We start from the raw sequence: 19289 nt of genomic DNA, 5'->3' as shown, positions 1-19289 counted from the left end.
TGATTGAGATGCGCGATCGCAATCATAAGTCAGACTAAGAAGTAATTATACTCATCCGATCGGATTTGGATTCCGTGAGATCCCCAGGGCCACTTCCCCGAATGGCGCAAAACATGCCAAGCCGACATAAACTCGTCCCAAAAGCCACCCGCATTAACAATAGAGTGGGCATAGCAGAGAAAGAGTTGGTTAGGATAGTTAGATTATGGTTTTAAGAGTTCAGAAAACTCTTGAATACTGGAAAACGCGGGATGAGACTACTGATCTGGCAATTGTTTGATCATCACCCGTTCTAGGCCATTCAGAGGAAGTTGCCGGTCATCCCGTTGATTCCAGTCAACCAGCACTAAAATTCCACCGGGTTTGAGGACTCGGAGTAATTCTTAGGCCCGTTGTACCTATTGGGGAATAATGGTAATTCCAGTCACATCAAAACCATATTCGGTCGCTAAAATCCGGCTACTGCCCCCAATACTACAACCGATATCTAATCCCTCTTCTGTCACTTTCGGAAATCGCGATCGCTGTATCCCCTATGGAGAGAGAGATGTACTGATCTGACTGGATTTTCGAGTTTCTGTTAGGAAAATATGTCTTCCTACTCTCACTAATTATTTGGATAATAACGGACTTGAGCAAAGGTCATGCCTCAGAAACAGTTTCCCAAACCACTTGAACATCAACTTTCCAATACTCATGCACTAAAATATCTTGTAAAAAATCTGTTAAATCTCCTTGACTAATATCTCAACTCCCTCTACCCAAACCTGTTCCTGAATCTTTGTGCATAAGAATCAAAAACTCGCATTTCTGTCACCCGAACCTGTTGGAATACCAATTCCTGGTGTTCATGTAAAAAGCATTTAATCTCTTGTAGAGTTTTCATTTATTTCTGTTCGTCTTCTAGGATCGTAGTTGCATTTGAAATGAAGGATCGTCAAAGTAATAACGACCTTCAGATTGGAAGATGCGCTCTAGGAGTTGTTCGATTCCTTCAGCAATAACGACGGAATCTTTTAACTCATAATCTGTCATATCTTCAAATAAAGGATGGGGAGATGAAACAGGTTTTCCTAGTAAAATTAATCCTTTGTAGGTGTAGCCAATACAGCGTCCATCCTCTAGTTCGATCAACGGTTGAGATGAGCCATAATCATTGACTGTATCGCATCTATAACTTTTAAAAACATCATATTTAGAAAAGAACCAACTATGACTACTGTTTGGGTAAAGCGTCGCTCCATCAAATCGTTCTAGAATTTGGATATGTTCTTTAGAAAGATAACTCTTCGATCTAAAGTTCGACCAATCAATCGATTTTTCTATGATATGTTCGCGCTCAATCTTATCTAATAATCGTTGAAATCGATCTCCTTCTTGAACAGACCACCCGATTTCAGGAGTCAACGTGCTTTCATCTGGATTTTGGTAAACGCCAATCAAGCCAGCCAATAGTTCTAGAGAATATTCTTGTTGATTTAGTGTAAGTTTAAAGGGAACTTTAGACAGACCTACAGGTAATCGATGAAGAGGAATACCATCATCACTTTGAATATTCGATCGCTCGATCGCCAAAATAGGATTTCGTCTTGAAGGCTCGCGGGTAATCGGATCAAGGAGATAGGGAAATAAATCGGCTAACCAACCGTTAGTTAAGTCTGCAAGATATACTTCTTGGGGTTTGTAAATTTGTTGCCAAAATGACAAGGAAGGATGTCCTGATGCAGTGTTTACCAACTCTTCACAGATGGGTAATAATCGATCTGTCCACCAGTTTAAGTTATATTCAGCCATCATGCGGACGCGATCGCAAATACTCTGCCAATCTTGTACTGTTCCTAATAGAGTAATCTTCGGAATACCACAAGCACCTATCATTTTATAGTCAAAATACTGGCGAAAGGCATCCATCATCACGATGCGACTGGCGGTTAGCGCGTTAGGGGTGGTGGTGCTAAAGTTACATTCTAAGAGATGATAAACTTCTGCTCCAACGCGATCGCGAATCAACAACGTCCACTCATGAACGGCTTGGCTCCACTCGTCTGCTTGTTTGGGCATCTCCAAGACTTCGATAGTCAGAGTCTCTTTACCCGAATGGGATACAAAGCGATCGCGCAATTCTTCGGCATGATTGTTAACATGGTGGGCAAATCCTTAAGAGATCGTTATCCAAATAATATCCGGGGTGAGCAATAAGGGACGATGCTCGGAAAATGCCAGATGAACTGCAAATGCTAGGGGATGAATCCCACGAGCTAATGGAGCATTGTAGCGAGTGCTAACCGTCTGAAAGCGATCGTCATGACTAAAGGCTAATACCGGTTTTTCCAATTGGCGCTCAAACTGAGATTTCGCCTCTTGAGTAGGCAGAAGCTCTTTAGCTTGTTCGACTTCATCCACCGAGATGGAGATTTGGCTGTGCTGTTGGTTAAGTATGGGCGCAATCTGTGGCATGATGTGATTCCCCAAAATCCATTTCTATTATACATAGATTTGGCTATTGGTAAGCTCTAGCTATGAGTAATATGGTACTCTAGAGGAAAACTATATCTTGCTAAGGTAAGAGCATTAGGCGATAGATGAATATTACCATCCCTGACGAAATCCTGAACTCTGCTCAACTGTCCGAAGCAGATCTTAAAGTAGAATTGGCAATCTCACTCTATCAACAAAGGAAACTGAGTACAGGACAAGCTCGCCGTCTTGCAGAAATGAACTTACTAGAATTTAGGAGAGAAATATCTAGTCGAGGAATTTGTGTCAACTATGATGTAGCAGATTTTGAGGCTGATATAGAAACCTTAAAGCGAATGGGTAAATTATGATTGTCGTCAGCGATACATCACCAATTACAAGTTTAGCTGCGATTGGACAATTAAATTTATTACAACAAATCTATGGAAGCATTATTATTCCAGAAGCTGTCGATCGGGAAATGACCGATGTAGGTTATCCTGTTCCAGGGAGGGCTGAAGTTCAAACCCTGTCTTGGATTAGAACTGAACCGGTCAAAAATAAAGATCTGGTTAGTCAATTTCAAACTGAGTTAGATCGAGGAGAGTCTGAGGCGATCGCCTTGGCTATTGAATTAAATGCTAATCTCTTAATCATAGATGAAAATCCAGGTAGGAAAGTTGCTACTGAATTTAATCTGGAATTTATTGGTATTTTGGGTGTTTTGTTAACTGCCAAGCAAGAAGGATTGATCGAAGTTATTAAACCAATCATGGATAATTTGATCGATCGAGCTGGCTTTCGTATTAGTTAGCAACTTTACATAACTATTTTAAATGCTGCTAATGAACGTTAAGTCATAGTTTAGGATTTTCGGGATTTCTTGTTTTGAAGTAGGGGAAAGGTTGAAAAGGCGCGTTGTAAATGTTCTTGGGTGATGGCAGTTTCTAGTGATTCGAGAGTAGCAAAAATCCTGGCTTTATGGGCGATCGCCAGAATTTGTCCCCCTGTGAGTTTCCAACGCTGCGCTACGTCTTCCCAGTCTAAGGATGGACTGACTCGAATGGGGGAAGGAAAGGCTTGTTTCCAGAGCTTGAGGCGATCGCCTGTTCCAGGAACAGGAAACGCTAAAATTTGCTCTACAACCCCTTCTCTGAGCCATTTTTGCAGCACCACAGACCCTTGATAGGCAGGATCGAAGGTTAAAATGGTGAGGCTTTCGTGTTGCTGGCGATCGCGTAAAAATCGATAGACTGGTGTTTGATTACATCTTTTTAACCACAAATGAGCCGATTTAATCAGCAAAATGGGAGCCTTGAGTGCTTTAAGATCGGATAATTCAGTTATCGGATCGGGCAAAAGCTGAAGATCGACTTCAGTAATATTCTGGTTGACCTCAGTAGCGATCGCTTCGGTTGCTGTAGTTTTTCCAGTTCCAGAAATTCCAGAGAAAACCATAATTTGCCCTGGATGAATTCCCTCGATTTCCATCTCCCGATCGCATCGATATCGGTAAGCCATATACTTAAGAGTCTCCTGCAAACCCGAAGCCACAATCAACTCTGACCAAGATTTTTTCGGAGTATACGATTTAATCTTCAGAGCTTCTCTTGTGGGGTGTAATAAATCGTTTAAACTTGGTTCATCTGGGCGATCGGCTAACAAATAATTAATTAACTTTGGGGTAAGCTTCACCCCACTATTGAGAAATGTTTCTGAGTCAAGGGGCAAAAATTGCACTAAACCCAATTGAGTTAAAATTGAGGTAGAAGTCAGCAAATTTCTTGCCTCTTTCCATTGATTATCCCCTCGACAAAATAAGCGTAAAATCAGATCGACTGTGGGTAAAAAACTGTGCCGATCCTCTTGCAAATACTGATAGAGACGGGAATAGCGATGATTAACCTCTGGTGCTAAACTGGCTAACACCAGGTGTTTTTCAAATAGGGTTAAAGCTGCGCGATTGCAGAGCATCGGCAATCCCAATAAAACCCCTTGTTCTTGACTAGCCTGAATTTTTTCTTCTAATTGTTGCTGATAGTTTAAAGTCTCAGATTTCTGGGCAAAAACCTCTAGTTTGTCAATTTCATCTCGTCCCACTGTTCCGTCTAGAGTAACGAGTCCTTTCCACCAATCACTACTGGCGCGATCGCCTGGAGTTTTGGACACCCGATCGATGGCTTTTCTCTCTCGTTGTCGTTTAGCAACTGCCAAACGGAGAACGCGATCGAGCCAGTTAAACTCGGTTTTCAAATAGCCCCAGTTATTATTAAAAGCGGTGGTGCGATCGCCAGACATTCAGTTTTCCTGTTTTCCGAGGGTTGAACTGAGGTATTGGCACACTTGGGGAGTTAACACTTGAGCGGCGATCGCATGACCGCGATCGTTCCAATGTCCCCCACATTCTACCGCATTGGCAAATCCATGTAGGCACACCTGATTCTCTTCGGCGTAGGTTTGTAGCGTTGGCGCTAAATTCACCACCGGAAAATTCAGGCGATCGCCTAATGCCTTAATCCGGTTATCTGGATAAAATAAATCCGTAATCCCATTACTGGCTACAAACCCATCACGAAAGGCTGGATCGGGGTTGACTTGCGCCTCATTACTTAACGTCACCACCATAAACTCGGCACTCTTCTCTTTAACCTCCTGATGCATTAACCCGATTAAATCCTCCGTGATTTGCCAAGCTTTTCCCCAGGTTTCATCTTCTGGTTCCCGATACAAATAATTATAAGTATACTGGCGCAGCGCTTCCAATTCTCGGTTTTTCATATCCTTTTCCACCTTACGCACCAACTGCAAAATCCGAGAATGATCCACCAACCAATCCGGTAACCTATCTACCCTAGATAAATTATAGGGAGGTAGAGTTTTATCCGGATTTCGGAACGACATATCTGGCACTAACTCTCCCTGATTGTTATAGACAAAATAGGGACGATTGCGAGCATCTAAAGGTTTATAATTATCCGGGACATCATTGCCTGTAAACACAGCTAAAAGGACTATATCTGGGTTGTACTGCCATACATCCCGACGCAAACGCAATAACTGTTGTCCCGTTCCATAGTTGGTTACACCAAAATTAATCACATCTACCGTTTGTCCTTGCAACGCTGGACAGTTTTGCAGGGCGTGTTGCATGAACCACCAATAGGTTTGTTCGAGTGGAACTTGCAGTGCTTCGGAAAAGGAATCACCTAAGAGGGCAATGCGGAAAGTATTGGGTGGTTTTTCGATCGGATGTTCGCGATCGCGCAATCCAGCAGAGCTAATCTCAATATAGGCTTCTCCTTCGGCTGTCCACCATCCCGACACTCCCGCTTGATGCGTCCATCCCAAATCCTGATCGGTTTGGAAAAAGTTCGGTTGAGGAGTTCCCCGTGCAGGTTTAGGCGGCGCATTTCTCTGGGAAGGCAAGATATTCTCCTGTGCTGGAGCAGGTGAAGGCGCTGGAGAGGGAGAGGGTTCGACAGGAGAGGGAGTCGGTTCTGGAGAACTTGATGCTTGGGGTTGGGGTTCCGGTTTTGCTTGAGGGGGAATATTGGCAATGCGTAGTCCCACTTCAGCCATTAATAGGGCAAAGAGTAAGCTTCCGGCTGCTAACCCTAGATTACTCATCCATGTTTTTAACCCGTTTGTCTTCATTGAGAGTTTGAGCGTTGAGAGTTCTAGAAGCTCTGATTGTAGCAGTTTACGGATTACCCATTACCAGCATCAGGCACTATATATTTTGGGTTTCAATTAAACTTTGGCAACCTTCCCAAGGGGTTTTGACTGCTCCTACAGATGCAGTAACCTCTTGGGAGTCAGGTTGATGGCAAACGAGAAAGACGCGATAGAGCGTGCCTCCAATTTCAATAAATTCGCCCATCATGGGAATGCGACTGACTTCAACGAATGTAGATAACGCCTGACTTTGGGGAGAGTCCTTAAGATATAGAGCAATTTGAGTGGTCGTGCGTAATAGGTTGCTCGATTCACTTGACATGGTGGAGGAAGTTGAGTTAGAAGATGTCGCCATAGCTAGGGTTGAAGATAATAGTCAGAACGGATGATGATAGAACGGCCTAAAAAGCTTGAGACCCTTAATTCCCGTTTCAGTTAGATCAGTTTACACGGGTTGGGTGTTAAACAACACACTTATCTTGGAAATCAAAGGACAACCGGATTTTTCCCTAAATAAACTGGATTTAAGAGATGGCCTTCAGCAGGGGACTGAACCAGATATAATGGTTAAGAATTATAAACCGTTCTGAAAAACTTAGACAAACTATGATAAGCCTAAACTAAGCTGTACATAATCTGATGTTTTCTTCCTGCTTCGCTGTGTCCACTTTGCCATAGCATTGCGTTTATCTGATACTCCACAGGCTGACACGGGAGAACTTCCCGCCCTTCGGCTTCGCTCAGGGCAAGCCTTCGACAAATTAATGGCAGCATTTAAATCACGGTCTAAAAAGAAGCTGCAAGATGGACAGATAAACATCCTCTCTTTGAGTTTTAAGTCTTTCTTGATTTCTCCACAATCTGAACAAGTTTTAGAAGAAGGGAAAAATCTATCTACGACTGTTAAAAAGCTGCCATACCATTGACATTTATACTCCAGTTGCCGCCTAAACTCATAAAAACCACCATCTGCTATAGCTTGAGCTAACCGATGGTTTTTGAGCATCCCGCTCACGTTTAAGTCTTCTATGACTACTTCGCTGTGGTTTTTAGCTAAGTAGGACGTTAACTTATGGGTGGCATCTTTACGAATACAGGCAACTCGATAATGTGCTTTGGCTAAACGCTTGATTGCTTTTTTGTGGTTGTTGGAACCTTTGACTTTACGACTGACACTTCTAGAGAGTGAGGCTAATTTTCTCTTAGCACTCCGATAAGCATGAACCGCCGGAAATATCACCCCATTAGACAATGTAGCTAGAGTCCTTACTCCCAAATCCACACCCACAACGCCTTTAGAATGGTCAATTTTTTCCGGTTCCACATCAACCTTATAAGAAATAAGCCATTTATTAGCCTGACGACTAATTGTTACGTTGCTGTTGGATTTTACCAAGATAGGAGGAAGAGGTTTTTCATAGGTCTTTACCCACCCAATGCGAGGCAACCTGATTTGGTTTCCTCTTATTTGAATGTTTCCTTCTAAGTAAAAGCTGTCATGCCTCCCCTTTTTTTTAAATCTAGGGAACCCACGCCCTTTGACAGTAAAGAAGTTCTTGAATGCACTATCCAAATCCCTCAAGGCTTGTTGGGGAGCGCATTTAGAAACTTCGTAGTACCATTCATATTGAGATTTTACCTCAGCTACCAAACGCTTATGTAAGGTGTTCGCGCTGGGGCGCTTTTCACCTTTTTCTTTGGCTTCAAGACAAATTGCTAGTCCCCAATTATAGGCGTGACGAGCCACTCCTGCGTGTTTAGCCATTAAGGTGCGTTGCTTTTTGTTGAGGTTGAGTGAGGTTTTGAATGATTTCACAACAAAAATCGTTGGCTACTTCCTTTAATTGTTGTACTATCTATTTATTCTACGGCATATAGTCTGGCGTTGACACGCCTGATAGTTTGGCTGCTTCAGATACTCTCGCATGAGTTAGACCTATAATCTCTATATGCCACTATCTGTCAAACTTTGTACAATATTGTGCAAGTTTACAAGCACTACGCTCAAACCCCTAGTGATGGATCGCGGTTATCTCCTCCAATTTTGAGGTCAAACCAGAAGTCCATTAACTCATTCCCCTGAATCCTGACTATTACCCTGCCCTTGGAGGTTTCGATGCTGCGATTAGAGCATATCAGCAAAATCTATTCGACTGGCCAAGTGCTCAATGATATCAATTGGGAAGTGAAACCTGGCGATCGCGTGGGTTTGGTGGGGGTCAATGGTGCGGGAAAATCGACGCAGCTCAAGATTATTGCGGGGGAAATTGAGCCGACTTCTGGGGAGGTGATCCGACCAGCAAATTTGCAGATCGCCTATTTGACCCAGGAATTTGATGTCAATCCTGGGGATACGGTGCGGGAGGAATTTTGGACGGTCTTTCATGAGGCTAATGCAGTCCATCATGCGATCGCCGAGATTCAGCATCTGATGCAAACGGCGACTCCAGAGGAGCTAGAGATTCTTATCCATAAACTCGATAAGCAACAACGGCACTTTGAAGCGCTGGATGGATATGGGTTAGACTCACAAATTGAGAAGATGTTACCCGAGATGGGATTTGAGGCAGATGATGGCGATCGCCTGGTCAGCGCCTTTTCTGGGGGCTGGCAAATGCGGATTCAATTGGGTAAAATTTTGCTGCAATCTCCCGATATGCTGTTGCTCGATGAGCCGACAAACCATTTAGATTTAGAAACCATTGAATGGTTAGAAACCTATCTAAAAAGCTCAACGATCCCCATGGTAATTGTCTCCCATGACCGGGAATTTCTAGACCGCCTCTGTACGCAAATTGTGGAAACCGAGCGCGGAGTGTCTACGACCTATTTAGGCAATTATTCCGCCTATCTGGAACAAAAAGCCGAGCAAAAAGCTGCCCAGCAAAGTGCTTACGAAAATCAGCAAAAGGAATTAGAGAAACAGCAAGCTTATATTGAACGATTTCGCGCCAGTGCCACCCGCAGTACCCAAGCCAAAAGTCGCGAGAAACAACTCGGAAAAATAGAACGCATCGAAGCCCCCATCAGCGACCTAAAAACGCTCCATTTCCGCTTTCCTCCCTCCCCCCGCAGTGGTCGCGACGTGGTCAATATCAAGGATTTAACCTACTTGTATGATGATAAAATCCTCTTCCTGGGGGCATCTCTGGGGATTGAACGGGGCGATCGCATCGCCATTCTGGGGCCCAATGGTTGTGGAAAATCCACCCTCCTGAGATTAATGATGGGCTGGGAACAACCCATAGAAGGCAGCGTCAGCCTAGGGAAACATAACGTGATTCCAGGTTATTTTGAACAAAATCAAGCGGAAGCCTTAGATTTAGATAAAACGGTCATGGATACCATTCATGATGAAGTCCCCGATTGGAAAAATGAGGAAGTACGTACCCTTTTAGGGGGATTCTTATTTAGTGGGGATACCGTTTATAAACAGGTGGAAGCCCTGAGTGGGGGAGAAAAAGCCCGGTTAGCCCTAGCCAAAATGTTATTACAGCCGGCGAATTTATTAATTTTAGATGAACCGACCAACCATTTAGATATTCCGGCTAAGGAAATGTTAGAGGAAGCGCTCCAACATTATGATGGCACCGCTATTATTGTCTCCCACGACCGTTATTTTATCTCCAAAGTCGCCAATAAGATTGTGGAAATTCGCGAAGGTGAATTTCACGTCTATCTGGGGAACTACCATTACTATCTGGATAAAATTGCCGAAGAAAAAGAAAAGGTGAAGTTAGCGGAAATTGCCAAAGCGAAAGCAGAAAAAGCAGCCGCAAAACGGGAAAAACAAAAAGCGAAACAAAAGGCCAAAAAGAAAGCGAAAGCGAATTAATAGGAATTCTTGACTATGTGGCACTTACAGCGCTTCGCGCTCGGCAAAAAGCAAGAGGCAAGAGGAAATAGCTTGGGGTACTTACGTTTGGGAAGCAATGAAAATCCCCTTTCTCAAGGAGGATTGAGAGGGATCTTCATTGCTTGCCTGTCTTTAATCTTACCTGTTCTATTGACTCCTGCGAGTCTCGCTCAAACCCCCATGGATGAGCCATCTTTTATTCCCTTACGACCGAATCCAGAACAATTTTGTCCCCAAGAACCTGCCATAGATCGCTTTATTTATTACACAATTTCTCCGGGAGAAAGCCTAAGCCAAATTGCTGCAAATCATCAATTAATGCCGTCAACTTTAATGGGTCTCAATCGTTCCTTACGCAACGGACAAGCCCCCGTTGGCACTCAAATTGTGATTCCTCCTTATGATGGGGTCTTAGTGCGGATTCCAGTCGGTAAAACTTGGCGCGATGTAGCCGAAGCATACCGAGTTCCTGCTGATGCCCTATTTGAGGTAAATGGATGTCAACAGAACCCAGAAATGGTGTTTGTCCCAGGAGTCAATTGGTCTCCCGGTCGTCCTTCTAGGGAAATGCGCACTCAGCTCTCGGCCTATCCCCTTCCGGCTGTTGCGCCCTTGCTCAAAGGATATGGTTGGTATTTAAATTCACAAACCTCAAGACGAGAATTTAGTAGTGGTGTAGATATCCGCGCCCCCATTGGTACTCCCGTTTCGGCAGTGGGAGATGGTATCGTTGCTTATGCAGGCGATCGCGCTTCCTATGGTCAACTCGTCGTCATTAACCATCCTGGAGGACGACAAACCCGTTACGCTCATCTACAAACGATTCAAGTTTCCCCCGGTCAAAATATTCGCCAAGGAGACGTACTAGGAACCGTGGGAACAACTGGAAATCCCCAGTTTTCCATTCCCCATCTCCATTTTGAAATGCGCTATAAATCGGCTGTGGGTTGGGTGGCTGAAGATCCAGGGTTATATATCCAGGAATTGGGGCGGAATTTGCGTTATTAATAAATTTTGAAAGTCATGGGAAAACGGATTGCATTTGGTTGGTATGGCGGAAAATTTAATCATTTAAACTGGCTTCTGCCTTTATTACCAGAAGCTACCCATTACTGTGAACCGTTTGCAGGATCTGCGGCTGTACTCCTGAATCGTAAACCGTCTCCTGTTGAAACCTATAATGATATTGATGGGGAAGTCGTCAACTTTTTTCGGGTTCTGCGTGACCAACAAGAAGACTTGATTAAAGCAATAGCCTTAACCCCATTTTCCAGAGAAGAACTAAGAATTGCCGTACAAGAACCCAGCGAACATTTTACAGAACTCGAAAGAGCGCGGCGTTTTTTTGTTCGCGCTCGTCAAGTGAGAACAGGACTAGCTCAAACTGCTAGCGTGGGAAGATCGGCCGGCCCATTGTAAACTAACTAGTCGAGCAGAAATGGCAGGAGCAGTTTCTCGTTGGTTAGGAAGCGTGGAAGGACTCTCAGAAATTGTGCAAAGACTGTTAAGGGTTCAAATTGAACAAGGGACAGCGATAGAAGTCATTAGGCGATATGATAGTGAAGAAACCTTATTTTATTGCGATCCTCCCTATCCCCATGATTCACGAGGAGATCTCTACGCTTACCGATACGAAATGACCGATGACAATCATCGAGAATTAGCGGCAGTTTTGAACCAGGTTAAAGGAAAAGTCGCTCTATCCGGCTATGGTTGTTCATTATTCGATCAACTCTACCAAGATTGGAACCGTACTGAAGCTCCCTCAAAACAATGTCTTTCAGTAAAAAAGCCTCGAACAGAGGTGTTTTGGACAAATTATGATTTGCCACCCGAGATGAGCCAATGTCAGAACCTATCGACATCCTCAATGCCACTTTTCGACAAGCTAACACCAACTTAGAAGACTCTTTTATTGAAGATCCCCAGATCCGAGAATCGGCTGACTATGTTGCTTGTAATCTGAAAAATCGTGCAGGAGTTCGTATTTTAATGGCATGTTTATTGGCCAAATTACATCGACCAGATCTCGATATTAGAAAGCCATATACAGAAATTGGCGATCCGGACTGTTTTTCCGGTAGAACTTATGATGAGCGCTATATTACACCTTTCATTAATCAGCATAACTTGCCCTGTAATAATACTACTGCTTTTCTCACTCCCGCCCTAAGAAATCGCAATCTTCCACTGACTAAAGAGTTGAATCTTGTTGGCAAACCGCCACAGTTGTATCAAGCTGTTCTGAATTTACTCGATGATATTTATCGCCATCGAGTTTTACCTCATATTCTGATGGCTGAAATTATTCGATTGCTGTTGTTTGAAAGAAATCAACGCCAAGATAGGATAAACACATTAGTTACAACACTGAAAACGGCTGAAGATGCAGTTCCTTTGTCTGCGGAGGAAATCATTAACTTGATTGAAAAACCTTAAGGGGTGACAAGGCAACTCAAAGGTTGCTATAGCAAGCTTTTTTGGTGGTATTTTGCCGAAAACATCAACTAAAAGGTCGCGATACTCCTACAGAGTCGCTTCGCGAACGCTAAAAGAGGTAAAGTGGTCTGGTAGAGACCACCAAAAATGCAAATGTTCCCTGAATTATAAGAGAATACGAGAGTCAATGAGCAACGAATATTGGCCACTATATTAGTCATAGCAATGGCTTATACTTGGGCAACCCTAAAAGGAATAGCTTGGGAAAAAATGGAGGTAAGTCCTTATCTTGCCCGGATTACAGAAAAGGAACGTAAAGTAAAACGCCACAGTCATTTTTATATCGAATGCTATGGGTTATTGTGGGCTCACTCCTTTCAATGTTGGTCTTCTTTGGCTCAAGAACTGATGGATTCTAAACCTCATAAACCCTTATTTTTCCAGAAGGGATTAAAGGTTCTATCCCTTATACAGTCTACTCTTTAGTCTCCTTGTCACCCCTTAAGGTGATGGTCATGTGATTGATATATTGATGAAAGTCTATGGTAATGCTTCCATAGATGAGTTTTCTCTGTTCCTATAACCTATTTACCTCATACTCCATTTTGGAGTGGTAGAGTGGTTTTGTGTTGAATGCGTGCAGTGCAAAGGATTGCAGTTCTGCCATTGGCGGATGAAAATCCCGGAGCTAAATGCTTTTGAAGAGGGCGAACGACGGGAGTTGAACCCGCGAATGGCGGAACCACAATCCGCTGCCTTAACCACTTGGCTACGCTCGCCATAAATTGAGACTATATCTCAGCATAACACAGGTTTAGGCAATTAGCCACCCTGAGCAGAAATTTTTTCTAAGAAACAAGTCGCAATTCTTTGGGAAGCACCAGGTTCGCCCATCCGCCGTCTGCCATTGGCATAGATCAATTGTAGGCGGTCAGGATCGTGTAAAAGGTCTTGGAGGGTTTGGGCTACAGCTTGAGGGCTTTGAACTGGTATAACGGATGGGCCCAGAAGTTTGGCTTGCACTTGGGCAAACTGGGAGGTGAATTGGGGGCCTTTTCCGGGGAAAGTCAGGGCGGGTTTACCGAGACCGACAAATTGTTCAGTGGCGGTTCCAGCCATGGCCAGGGCAAAATGGGCTTGTTGTAGACAACAATTATAGGCGTTTTCAGTTAAGAACAATGTGCCATTACTGAGGGTATAGCAGAGTGTTTCTGGAGAAGGCAGAGCCATGCTTTCAGGGAGGTCTTTGCGCCGCCATCCAAAGGATTCCAGGATTTGGCCAAAGGTTTCTAAACCTAATCCGGGAGCGATCGCCGCAAACACCCTTATCGGTCGATGCAACCCTGGAAACGGTTTTGGTTCGCCCATAACTTGCCCCAGTGCAGTTAATAGCACCTGCCAATTCTCATAGGCTTCTGGAGCGCGGGAACCGGGGAGTAAAACCAATGCCAAGGGTTTCCCTTTTTCCTCTTCTTCGGGTTCTTGCTCCACTGGTAATAAATCATCCATCATTGGATTCCCACAATCAAACACGGGTAACCGCTGCCATTGTTGTAGGGTTTGAGCCGTTAACCGATCCCTGGGAAACACGCCCATACAGCGCCGCCGTGCCATTAACCAGCGCTCCCAAGGCAAATACACCGAACCGGACCAACCCTGGGCGACACCAGCGGTTAAGGGCCCATTCTCATCCCGAATCCAGTATTCTGACTTGGCTGTCGCTACAAATCCATAGGGCAAGCCACTGAGCCAAGCTAACAGTAGAGGTATAATATCTCCAACAGCTAAGACTGAACCTCCATCTTTTGCCCAGGAGCGAATGGCTTGATACTGTTGCCAAAGGAGTTGCAGCATTCCCGCTTTGACATCTTTGGCTAATTGGCGACCCTCCATATATACAAAGCCACCAGAGGGCATGGCTTTGACTGGGCCAATCAGAGGAATATCCATGTGTCGATAGGCTTGACCTTCTCCCACCAAGGATAAAGCTGATAATTCTGGGGGATTGGGGGTGGCTCTCAATTGGCGTAAGATGCGAGTGGCGATCGCATCTTCCCCATGGCCATTACTCAAGCACAGGACTCGCATGGTTCAATGAAAAATTAAAAATTGGTTTGATCTTACAATAGCGCCGTCAGCAATGGGAAATAGGGAACCAGAAATAGGACAATTGTTATAAAACACAAGCTTGAATCCTCTCTCTCCATATACCACAACCCTATTGCGATTCGTGCCTATTCCCCAACGCTTTGCGCTGTATCGTTCCGACTACTTACTCCCGACTCAATGCCCAATTAAGTCCACTACAGCATCAATCAGGGTTTTATCATGGAAACTGCTTTTGGTAAGATAATAATCTGCACCTGCTTCTAAACCTTGAATCCGGTCTTCCTCGCGATCGCGATACGAAACAATAATCACAGGAATATCATACAAGCGGGGATGCCCCTTCATCTGCTTCACCAATTCAATACCATTCATCCGGGGCATATCAATATCACTGATTACTAAATCATAGGTGTTAGTGCGAACAGCATTCCATCCCTCCACACCATTGACTGCGGTATCCACCTGATAGCCACTATTTTCCAAGAGTTTATGCTCCATTTCCCGTACGGTAATTGAGTCATCAACCACTAAAACCCGCTTATGCTTTTGAGTCAGGAATTTCTGTATTTCATTCCCCACTCTCATGAGTCGTCCCGCATTCAGAATCCGATCAATCGATCGCACCATATCCGAGACATCAACAATTAAAATCGGCGATCCATCTCCCATTAAAGACGTAGCACTAATATCAGGGACTTTACCCAACCGAGGATCGAGGGGACGCACCACTAAATCTCGCTCTCCTAAAAACTGATCAACCACTAAACCATAGGTATGGGGTCCATCACTAAGAATCACCACAAATAGGGAACCTGGACTAGAAGTAACTTCAGCTAACTCCAGAACTTGATGGGCCGCAATTAAGCCAATATGCTGTTGGTTCATGGTGAAATATTGGCGATTTTCGACCTCTGAAATTTGTGATTTCTCCAGGGTCATAATCTGATCGATGCGAGCTAGGGGAATTGCATAGGGTTTGCCAGAAATTTCTACTAACAGGGTGCGAACAACAGAAAGGGTGAGGGGCAGTTGAAAATGAAAACTGGTTCCTTTTCCCGGTTGAGACATGGCTCGCACGGTGCCCCCGACTTCCTGCACCATGCTTTTCGCTACGTCTAAACCGACTCCCCGTCCAGAAATCTCTGTAACCTGTTGGGCAGTAGAAAATCCAGGTAAAAATAAAAACTCCATCAGCTCGATCTCGGTTAGTTTGGCTGCCATTTCTGCATTGGCGAGATTTTTGTTCATCACGTTTTGGCGTAACCTTTCTGGATCGATACCTTTGCCATCATCGGTAATAGTAATCGCCAGCATTCCGCCACGATGCAAAGCTTCTAGGCGGATTGTACCTTCTGGAGATTTCCCAGCGGCAATCCGCTGTTCCGGTAGTTCGATGCCGTGATCTGTGGCATTGCGTAGAATATGAGTTAAAGGTGCTTCTAATTTCTTGAGTATGTCGCGATCGACAGGGGTGGCTTTACCCAGGATTTCTAAGCGCACTTGCTTATTTAGTTTACGAGCTAAGTCGCGAATCATGCGGGGAAAACCTTGCACGCCATCGACGAAGGGACGCATGTGGGAGGTGATCACTTCTCGGTAGAGGCGATCAGAGAGGTTCGCAGTGCGCTGGGCATAGAGTTCTAATTCTTCGAGGCGATCGCCTAAAAAATCCAGACCTTCCTGTGCCTTGTTTCTCCCTTGTTCTAAATAATCGTTTACTTCCTGGCTATAAACACTGTCTCCTAGGCTATCCTCCAACTGTTCTAGGATGCGTGAGAGCTTTACCATGCGCCGTTTCAAGGTCATCATAGAATCGGCATAGGGTTGTAACCAATTGGCTTCAATGAGAGATTCTCCAGCTAATCCCATAATCCGATTCAAGTTTTCCGCACTGACTCGCACGACGCGATCGCTAATATTGCTCTGTTGTCCTCCCCCTTTGCTCCCTTCGACTACGCTCAAGGAGCCAGATGGATCACTAGAGGGTTGAATGACCTCTGAACTGGGTTGGGTGGCGATCGCCCCCTCACCAGAGCTATCTTGCACATGAGAAGAGGGCGAAGATTCCACCAATGATGAAGACTCAGGTGTACTAACCACCACCGAACTCGACTGCTTCTGGCGTGGGGGTAACGTTTCAGGGTTTAAAATCTGATTCACCTCTTCTCTAGTCGTTTCTATAGATGAATATTGCCCAGCTAACCAATCCGGCAATTCCTCATTATTAATCTCACAAACACGACCCAACCAATCCACCCCTTGCAACAGAACATCCACATCATCGGCAGTCAGGACAAGGGAACCCTTCTGAGCGGCGACAAAACAATCCTCCATCACATGCGCCAGATTCACAAACGCATCGAGTCCAATAATTCGCGCAGCACCCTTAATCGAGTGAGCCGCTCGCATCAGTTGTTCTAAAGCTTGTGTCGATTGAGTATTACTTTCCAAAGCCAGCAGTCCCTCATTTAAAACCACCATCTGTGCTTCTACTTCCAGGCGAAATAGGTCGATCATCGACTCGTCAGCCGTGAGGGTTATGGTAGGGGTAGGAGCAGCCTGGGCTTGTTCTAGCTCAGGCGAGGGAATCTCGGTCTTAACCTCCGGTATTTCCTCATTGTCCTCACTAGAATCAATCAGGGGAACAGGAGCATTGACAGACGCTTCATCGGTTTCTAGAGCAGGGAGTTCTGGCTCAGAGGACGTCTGAGAACGCGCACTCGAGTTAGGAGCCAACAGAGCAGCCATCCCCCGTTGAGTCACCCCCAAACCCCAAGAATGCTCAGTCATCCAATTCTCAAGAGCGTCACTCTCTACTCGACTCATACCCAAGAGTAAATCCCCAGCATGAAGCAGGAGATCGATTGGCTCATCACCCAGGATAATCGTTTGCTCTTGAGCGGCAATTAAGCATTCCTTGAGCAGTTGTGCCAGATTAGCCATTTCCTCTCTTTTAACCATCCGAGCGGTTCCCCAAATGGCATGAACCGCCTGAATGGCTTGCCCCAATTCTTGTTTAGGTAAGGACTGGGTTTTGAGTAAAGGAATCACGTGTTTGAGGACGTTAACCTGAGTTTCCACTTCTTCACGAAACAGTTCCAGTTTTGAGTACCCGCTCATGGTTGGTTGACTCCTAGACTCAGCTACAAAATTTTCTGATTGAGGGTATAGAAGAGTAATTCAGAATCGAGATAATTCACCTGCTTCCCCTGCCAATAAATAATGCCCTGGGTGTAGGCTTCTGTGGCTTTGGTAATCACGACTGGTGTATCTCGTAATTCCTTGAGGGCAAAGCGGTAGACTCCGTGAACCTCATCGACAGGAAACACCCACTTATCGCTTCCTTGTCCAGCCACCATCATCCTTTGGCTTTGAGTTGTGGTGACTAAGGCAGACTCTGGGGCAGTGGTTTCTAAGGTTAATAAATGGCTCAGGGACACACAAAGCAAAATTTCACCGCGAATATTGACCAATCCCAAAAATAATTCATTACTGCGATGGGGTAGGGGTTGAATCACACAGGGAGAGGTGACTTCTTGCAGCATTTTTACGGGAAGGGCTAACCGTTCATTGCCCAGTCGAAAGATAATCACGGAAATGGCATCGAGAGTATGAATCACGATGTCATCGCCTTCTATATCTTCTTGCTCGATCGCCGTTTCTGCCAGAATGTCGCACCACTCATCCAAGTAATTCGGGGGCGGCTCCCGTTCGAGCAAACTGTCACCTGCTTCGGTATAGACGGGACATTCATAACAATGGATTACGGTTTCGAGTTGATCGCAGGAGCGATCGCCCATGACTCCGATTTGATTCCAGCAGTCATGCAAGATTAGATGTTCGTCGATTGGGTGAGTTTCTACGCTCATAGAGGGATGGGGGTGGGGGAATGGGGGATGCGGAGAGCGATCGCATGTAGCAGGGAAAAGGAAAGTTAGGACATTTTCTATTGCCTATTCCCTATTAGGTAGCGCGAAGTGCTATATCACATATGGCGATAGGGTTGGGACGTGGAAATCTCTCGGCGTAGTCCTTGAGTTGTATCGTCAAGTTGTTCCAAGGCGTTATTAGTTTCTCTGAGAGCATCTACCGTTTGATGGGAAGCTTGGCTCAGTTGCCCCATTGCCTCACTAATTTGTTGCGCTCCCTCGGATTGTTCTTCGATACGTTGACTAACTTGTTCAAATCGTGGGGGTAGGCTTTGGACTTGATGAATCACTTTGGCGACTTCATCACTAATTTTGCTGACTCGATCCACACTGGTACTCACAGAGTGGTTAAATTTGTCCATTTCTATCACACCCACGGTAACGGCTGATTGCATATCTTTGACAATTTGCTCAATTTCTAGGGTAGCGACAGCAGTTTGATTAGCGAGGCGGCGAATTTCTCTAGCAACGACGGCAAAACCCGCTCCATATTCTCCCGCTTTTTCGGCTTCAATAGCAGCATTCAAGGATAGGAGACTGGTTTGATCGGCAACTTTCGTAATCGGGATCACCACATTGTTGATATTACCTGCTTTCTGATTCATGACCCCTAGTTTCGAGGAAATCGAGGCAGTGGCTTCCACCAGTTGCCGCATAACCGTTTCCATCTCCACCAGTTCATTGCTTATCAGGAAGCCAAAGAAGCTTGGAAGAGTCGGCAATATCAAACGATTTGGCTCTTAGCTCAGGGGAAAACCCCGGAGCAAGTGCAAAAAATAACAGGATATAGCCGTTGGTGGATATATGAATTGGTGAAAAGATAT

Annotated in this window: 14 protein-coding genes, 1 tRNA gene and 5 pseudogenes; 7 read left to right on the top strand and 13 right to left on the bottom strand. The window is 44.9% G+C overall.

Annotation, left to right across the window (positions count from 1 at the left end; translation table 11 throughout):
- Positions 1–34: 34 nt before the first annotated feature.
- The 4 genes and pseudogenes from PN466_RS26235 to PN466_RS06900 form a co-directional block, all read right to left on the bottom strand.
- Positions 35–491: pseudogene (locus PN466_RS26235) on the bottom strand (SAM-dependent methyltransferase); the annotation flags it as partial.
- Between the two features lie 151 nt (positions 492–642).
- Positions 643–708 carry a hypothetical protein gene (locus tag PN466_RS26230; protein WP_390889978.1) on the bottom strand — a complete coding sequence of 22 codons (66 nt, stop codon included), beginning with the start codon at positions 706–708 and terminating at the stop codon, positions 643–645.
- 195 nt (positions 709–903) lie between these two features.
- Positions 904–2142: pseudogene (locus tag PN466_RS06905) on the bottom strand (DUF4419 domain-containing protein); the annotation flags it as partial.
- Between the two features lie 15 nt (positions 2143–2157).
- Positions 2158–2457: a hypothetical protein gene (locus PN466_RS06900; protein ID WP_271938087.1), complete on the bottom strand. Its 300-nt coding sequence runs from the start codon at positions 2455–2457 to the stop codon at positions 2158–2160.
- 125 nt (positions 2458–2582) lie between these two features.
- Between PN466_RS06900 and PN466_RS06895 the strand changes: the two genes are divergently transcribed.
- Both PN466_RS06895 and PN466_RS06890 read left to right on the top strand, forming a co-directional pair.
- Positions 2583–2828 carry a UPF0175 family protein gene (locus PN466_RS06895; protein ID WP_271938085.1) on the top strand — a complete coding sequence of 82 codons (246 nt, stop codon included), beginning with the start codon at positions 2583–2585 and terminating at the stop codon, positions 2826–2828.
- Positions 2825–3271, top strand: a complete 447-nt coding sequence (locus PN466_RS06890) for a DUF3368 domain-containing protein (protein ID WP_271938084.1) — start codon at positions 2825–2827, stop codon at positions 3269–3271. The genes PN466_RS06895 and PN466_RS06890 overlap by 4 nt, the downstream gene beginning before the upstream one ends.
- 50 nt (positions 3272–3321) lie before the next feature.
- On the opposite strand, the gene PN466_RS06885 is transcribed toward PN466_RS06890, so the two are convergent.
- The 4 genes from PN466_RS06885 to PN466_RS06870 form a co-directional block, all read right to left on the bottom strand.
- Positions 3322–4755: a hypothetical protein gene (locus PN466_RS06885; protein WP_271938082.1), complete on the bottom strand. Its 1434-nt coding sequence runs from the start codon at positions 4753–4755 to the stop codon at positions 3322–3324.
- Positions 4756–6084 carry an SGNH/GDSL hydrolase family protein gene (locus PN466_RS06880; RefSeq protein ID WP_271938080.1) on the bottom strand — a complete coding sequence of 443 codons (1329 nt, stop codon included), beginning with the start codon at positions 6082–6084 and terminating at the stop codon, positions 4756–4758.
- Between the two features lie 103 nt (positions 6085–6187).
- Complete coding sequence (locus PN466_RS06875; RefSeq protein WP_271938078.1) at positions 6188–6487, bottom strand: hypothetical protein; 300 nt, start codon at positions 6485–6487, stop codon at positions 6188–6190.
- A gap of 249 nt (positions 6488–6736) precedes the next feature.
- Entirely contained in the window at positions 6737–7897 is a 1161-nt protein-coding gene (locus PN466_RS06870; RefSeq protein ID WP_390889977.1) for an RNA-guided endonuclease InsQ/TnpB family protein, read from the bottom strand.
- A 351-nt stretch (positions 7898–8248) separates the two neighbouring features.
- On the opposite strand from PN466_RS06870, the gene PN466_RS06865 reads away from it, so the two are divergent.
- The 4 genes and pseudogenes from PN466_RS06865 to PN466_RS06845 all read left to right on the top strand — a co-directional run bounded on the left by PN466_RS06865 (position 8249) and on the right by PN466_RS06845 (position 12427).
- Positions 8249–9967: an ABC-F family ATP-binding cassette domain-containing protein gene (locus PN466_RS06865; RefSeq protein WP_271938074.1), complete on the top strand. Its 1719-nt coding sequence runs from the start codon at positions 8249–8251 to the stop codon at positions 9965–9967.
- A 15-nt stretch (positions 9968–9982) separates the two neighbouring features.
- Complete coding sequence (locus PN466_RS06860) at positions 9983–10996, top strand: M23 family metallopeptidase (RefSeq protein WP_271938072.1); 1014 nt, start codon at positions 9983–9985, stop codon at positions 10994–10996.
- Positions 10997–11011: 15 nt separating this feature from the next.
- Positions 11012–11891 (top strand): annotated as a pseudogene (locus tag PN466_RS26225) (DNA adenine methylase).
- Entirely contained in the window at positions 11834–12427 is a 594-nt protein-coding gene (locus tag PN466_RS06845; protein ID WP_271938065.1) for a hypothetical protein, read from the top strand. The pseudogene PN466_RS26225 and the gene PN466_RS06845 overlap by 58 nt, the downstream one beginning before the upstream one ends.
- Before the next feature lie 706 nt (positions 12428–13133).
- Here PN466_RS06845 and PN466_RS06840 read toward each other — a convergent pair.
- The 5 genes and pseudogenes from PN466_RS06840 to PN466_RS06820 all read right to left on the bottom strand — a co-directional run.
- Positions 13134–13206, bottom strand: a tRNA-His gene (locus PN466_RS06840).
- A 43-nt stretch (positions 13207–13249) separates the two neighbouring features.
- Entirely contained in the window at positions 13250–14515 is a 1266-nt protein-coding gene (locus PN466_RS06835; RefSeq protein ID WP_271938063.1) for a lipid-A-disaccharide synthase-related protein, read from the bottom strand.
- A gap of 195 nt (positions 14516–14710) precedes the next feature.
- Positions 14711–17656 carry a hybrid sensor histidine kinase/response regulator gene (locus PN466_RS06830; protein ID WP_271938062.1) on the bottom strand — a complete coding sequence of 982 codons (2946 nt, stop codon included), beginning with the start codon at positions 17654–17656 and terminating at the stop codon, positions 14711–14713.
- Positions 17657–17679: 23 nt separating this feature from the next.
- Positions 17680–18405, bottom strand: coding sequence for a chemotaxis protein CheW (locus PN466_RS06825; protein WP_271938060.1), 726 nt, complete (start codon positions 18403–18405; stop codon positions 17680–17682).
- Between the two features lie 116 nt (positions 18406–18521).
- A pseudogene (locus PN466_RS06820) lies at positions 18522–19148 on the bottom strand (methyl-accepting chemotaxis protein); the annotation flags it as partial.
- Between the two features lie 18 nt (positions 19149–19166).
- On the opposite strand from PN466_RS06820, the pseudogene PN466_RS06815 reads away from it, so the two are divergent.
- Positions 19167–19289, top strand: a pseudogene (locus PN466_RS06815) (IS630 family transposase); the annotation flags it as partial.

The sequence above is a fragment of the Roseofilum reptotaenium CS-1145 genome, from assembly GCF_028330985.1.
GTDB classification, from domain to species: domain Bacteria; phylum Cyanobacteriota; class Cyanobacteriia; order Cyanobacteriales; family Desertifilaceae; genus Roseofilum; species Roseofilum reptotaenium.
The sequence above is the reverse complement of the archived record's forward strand: the minus strand, read 5'-3'. Positions and strand labels throughout refer to the sequence as shown.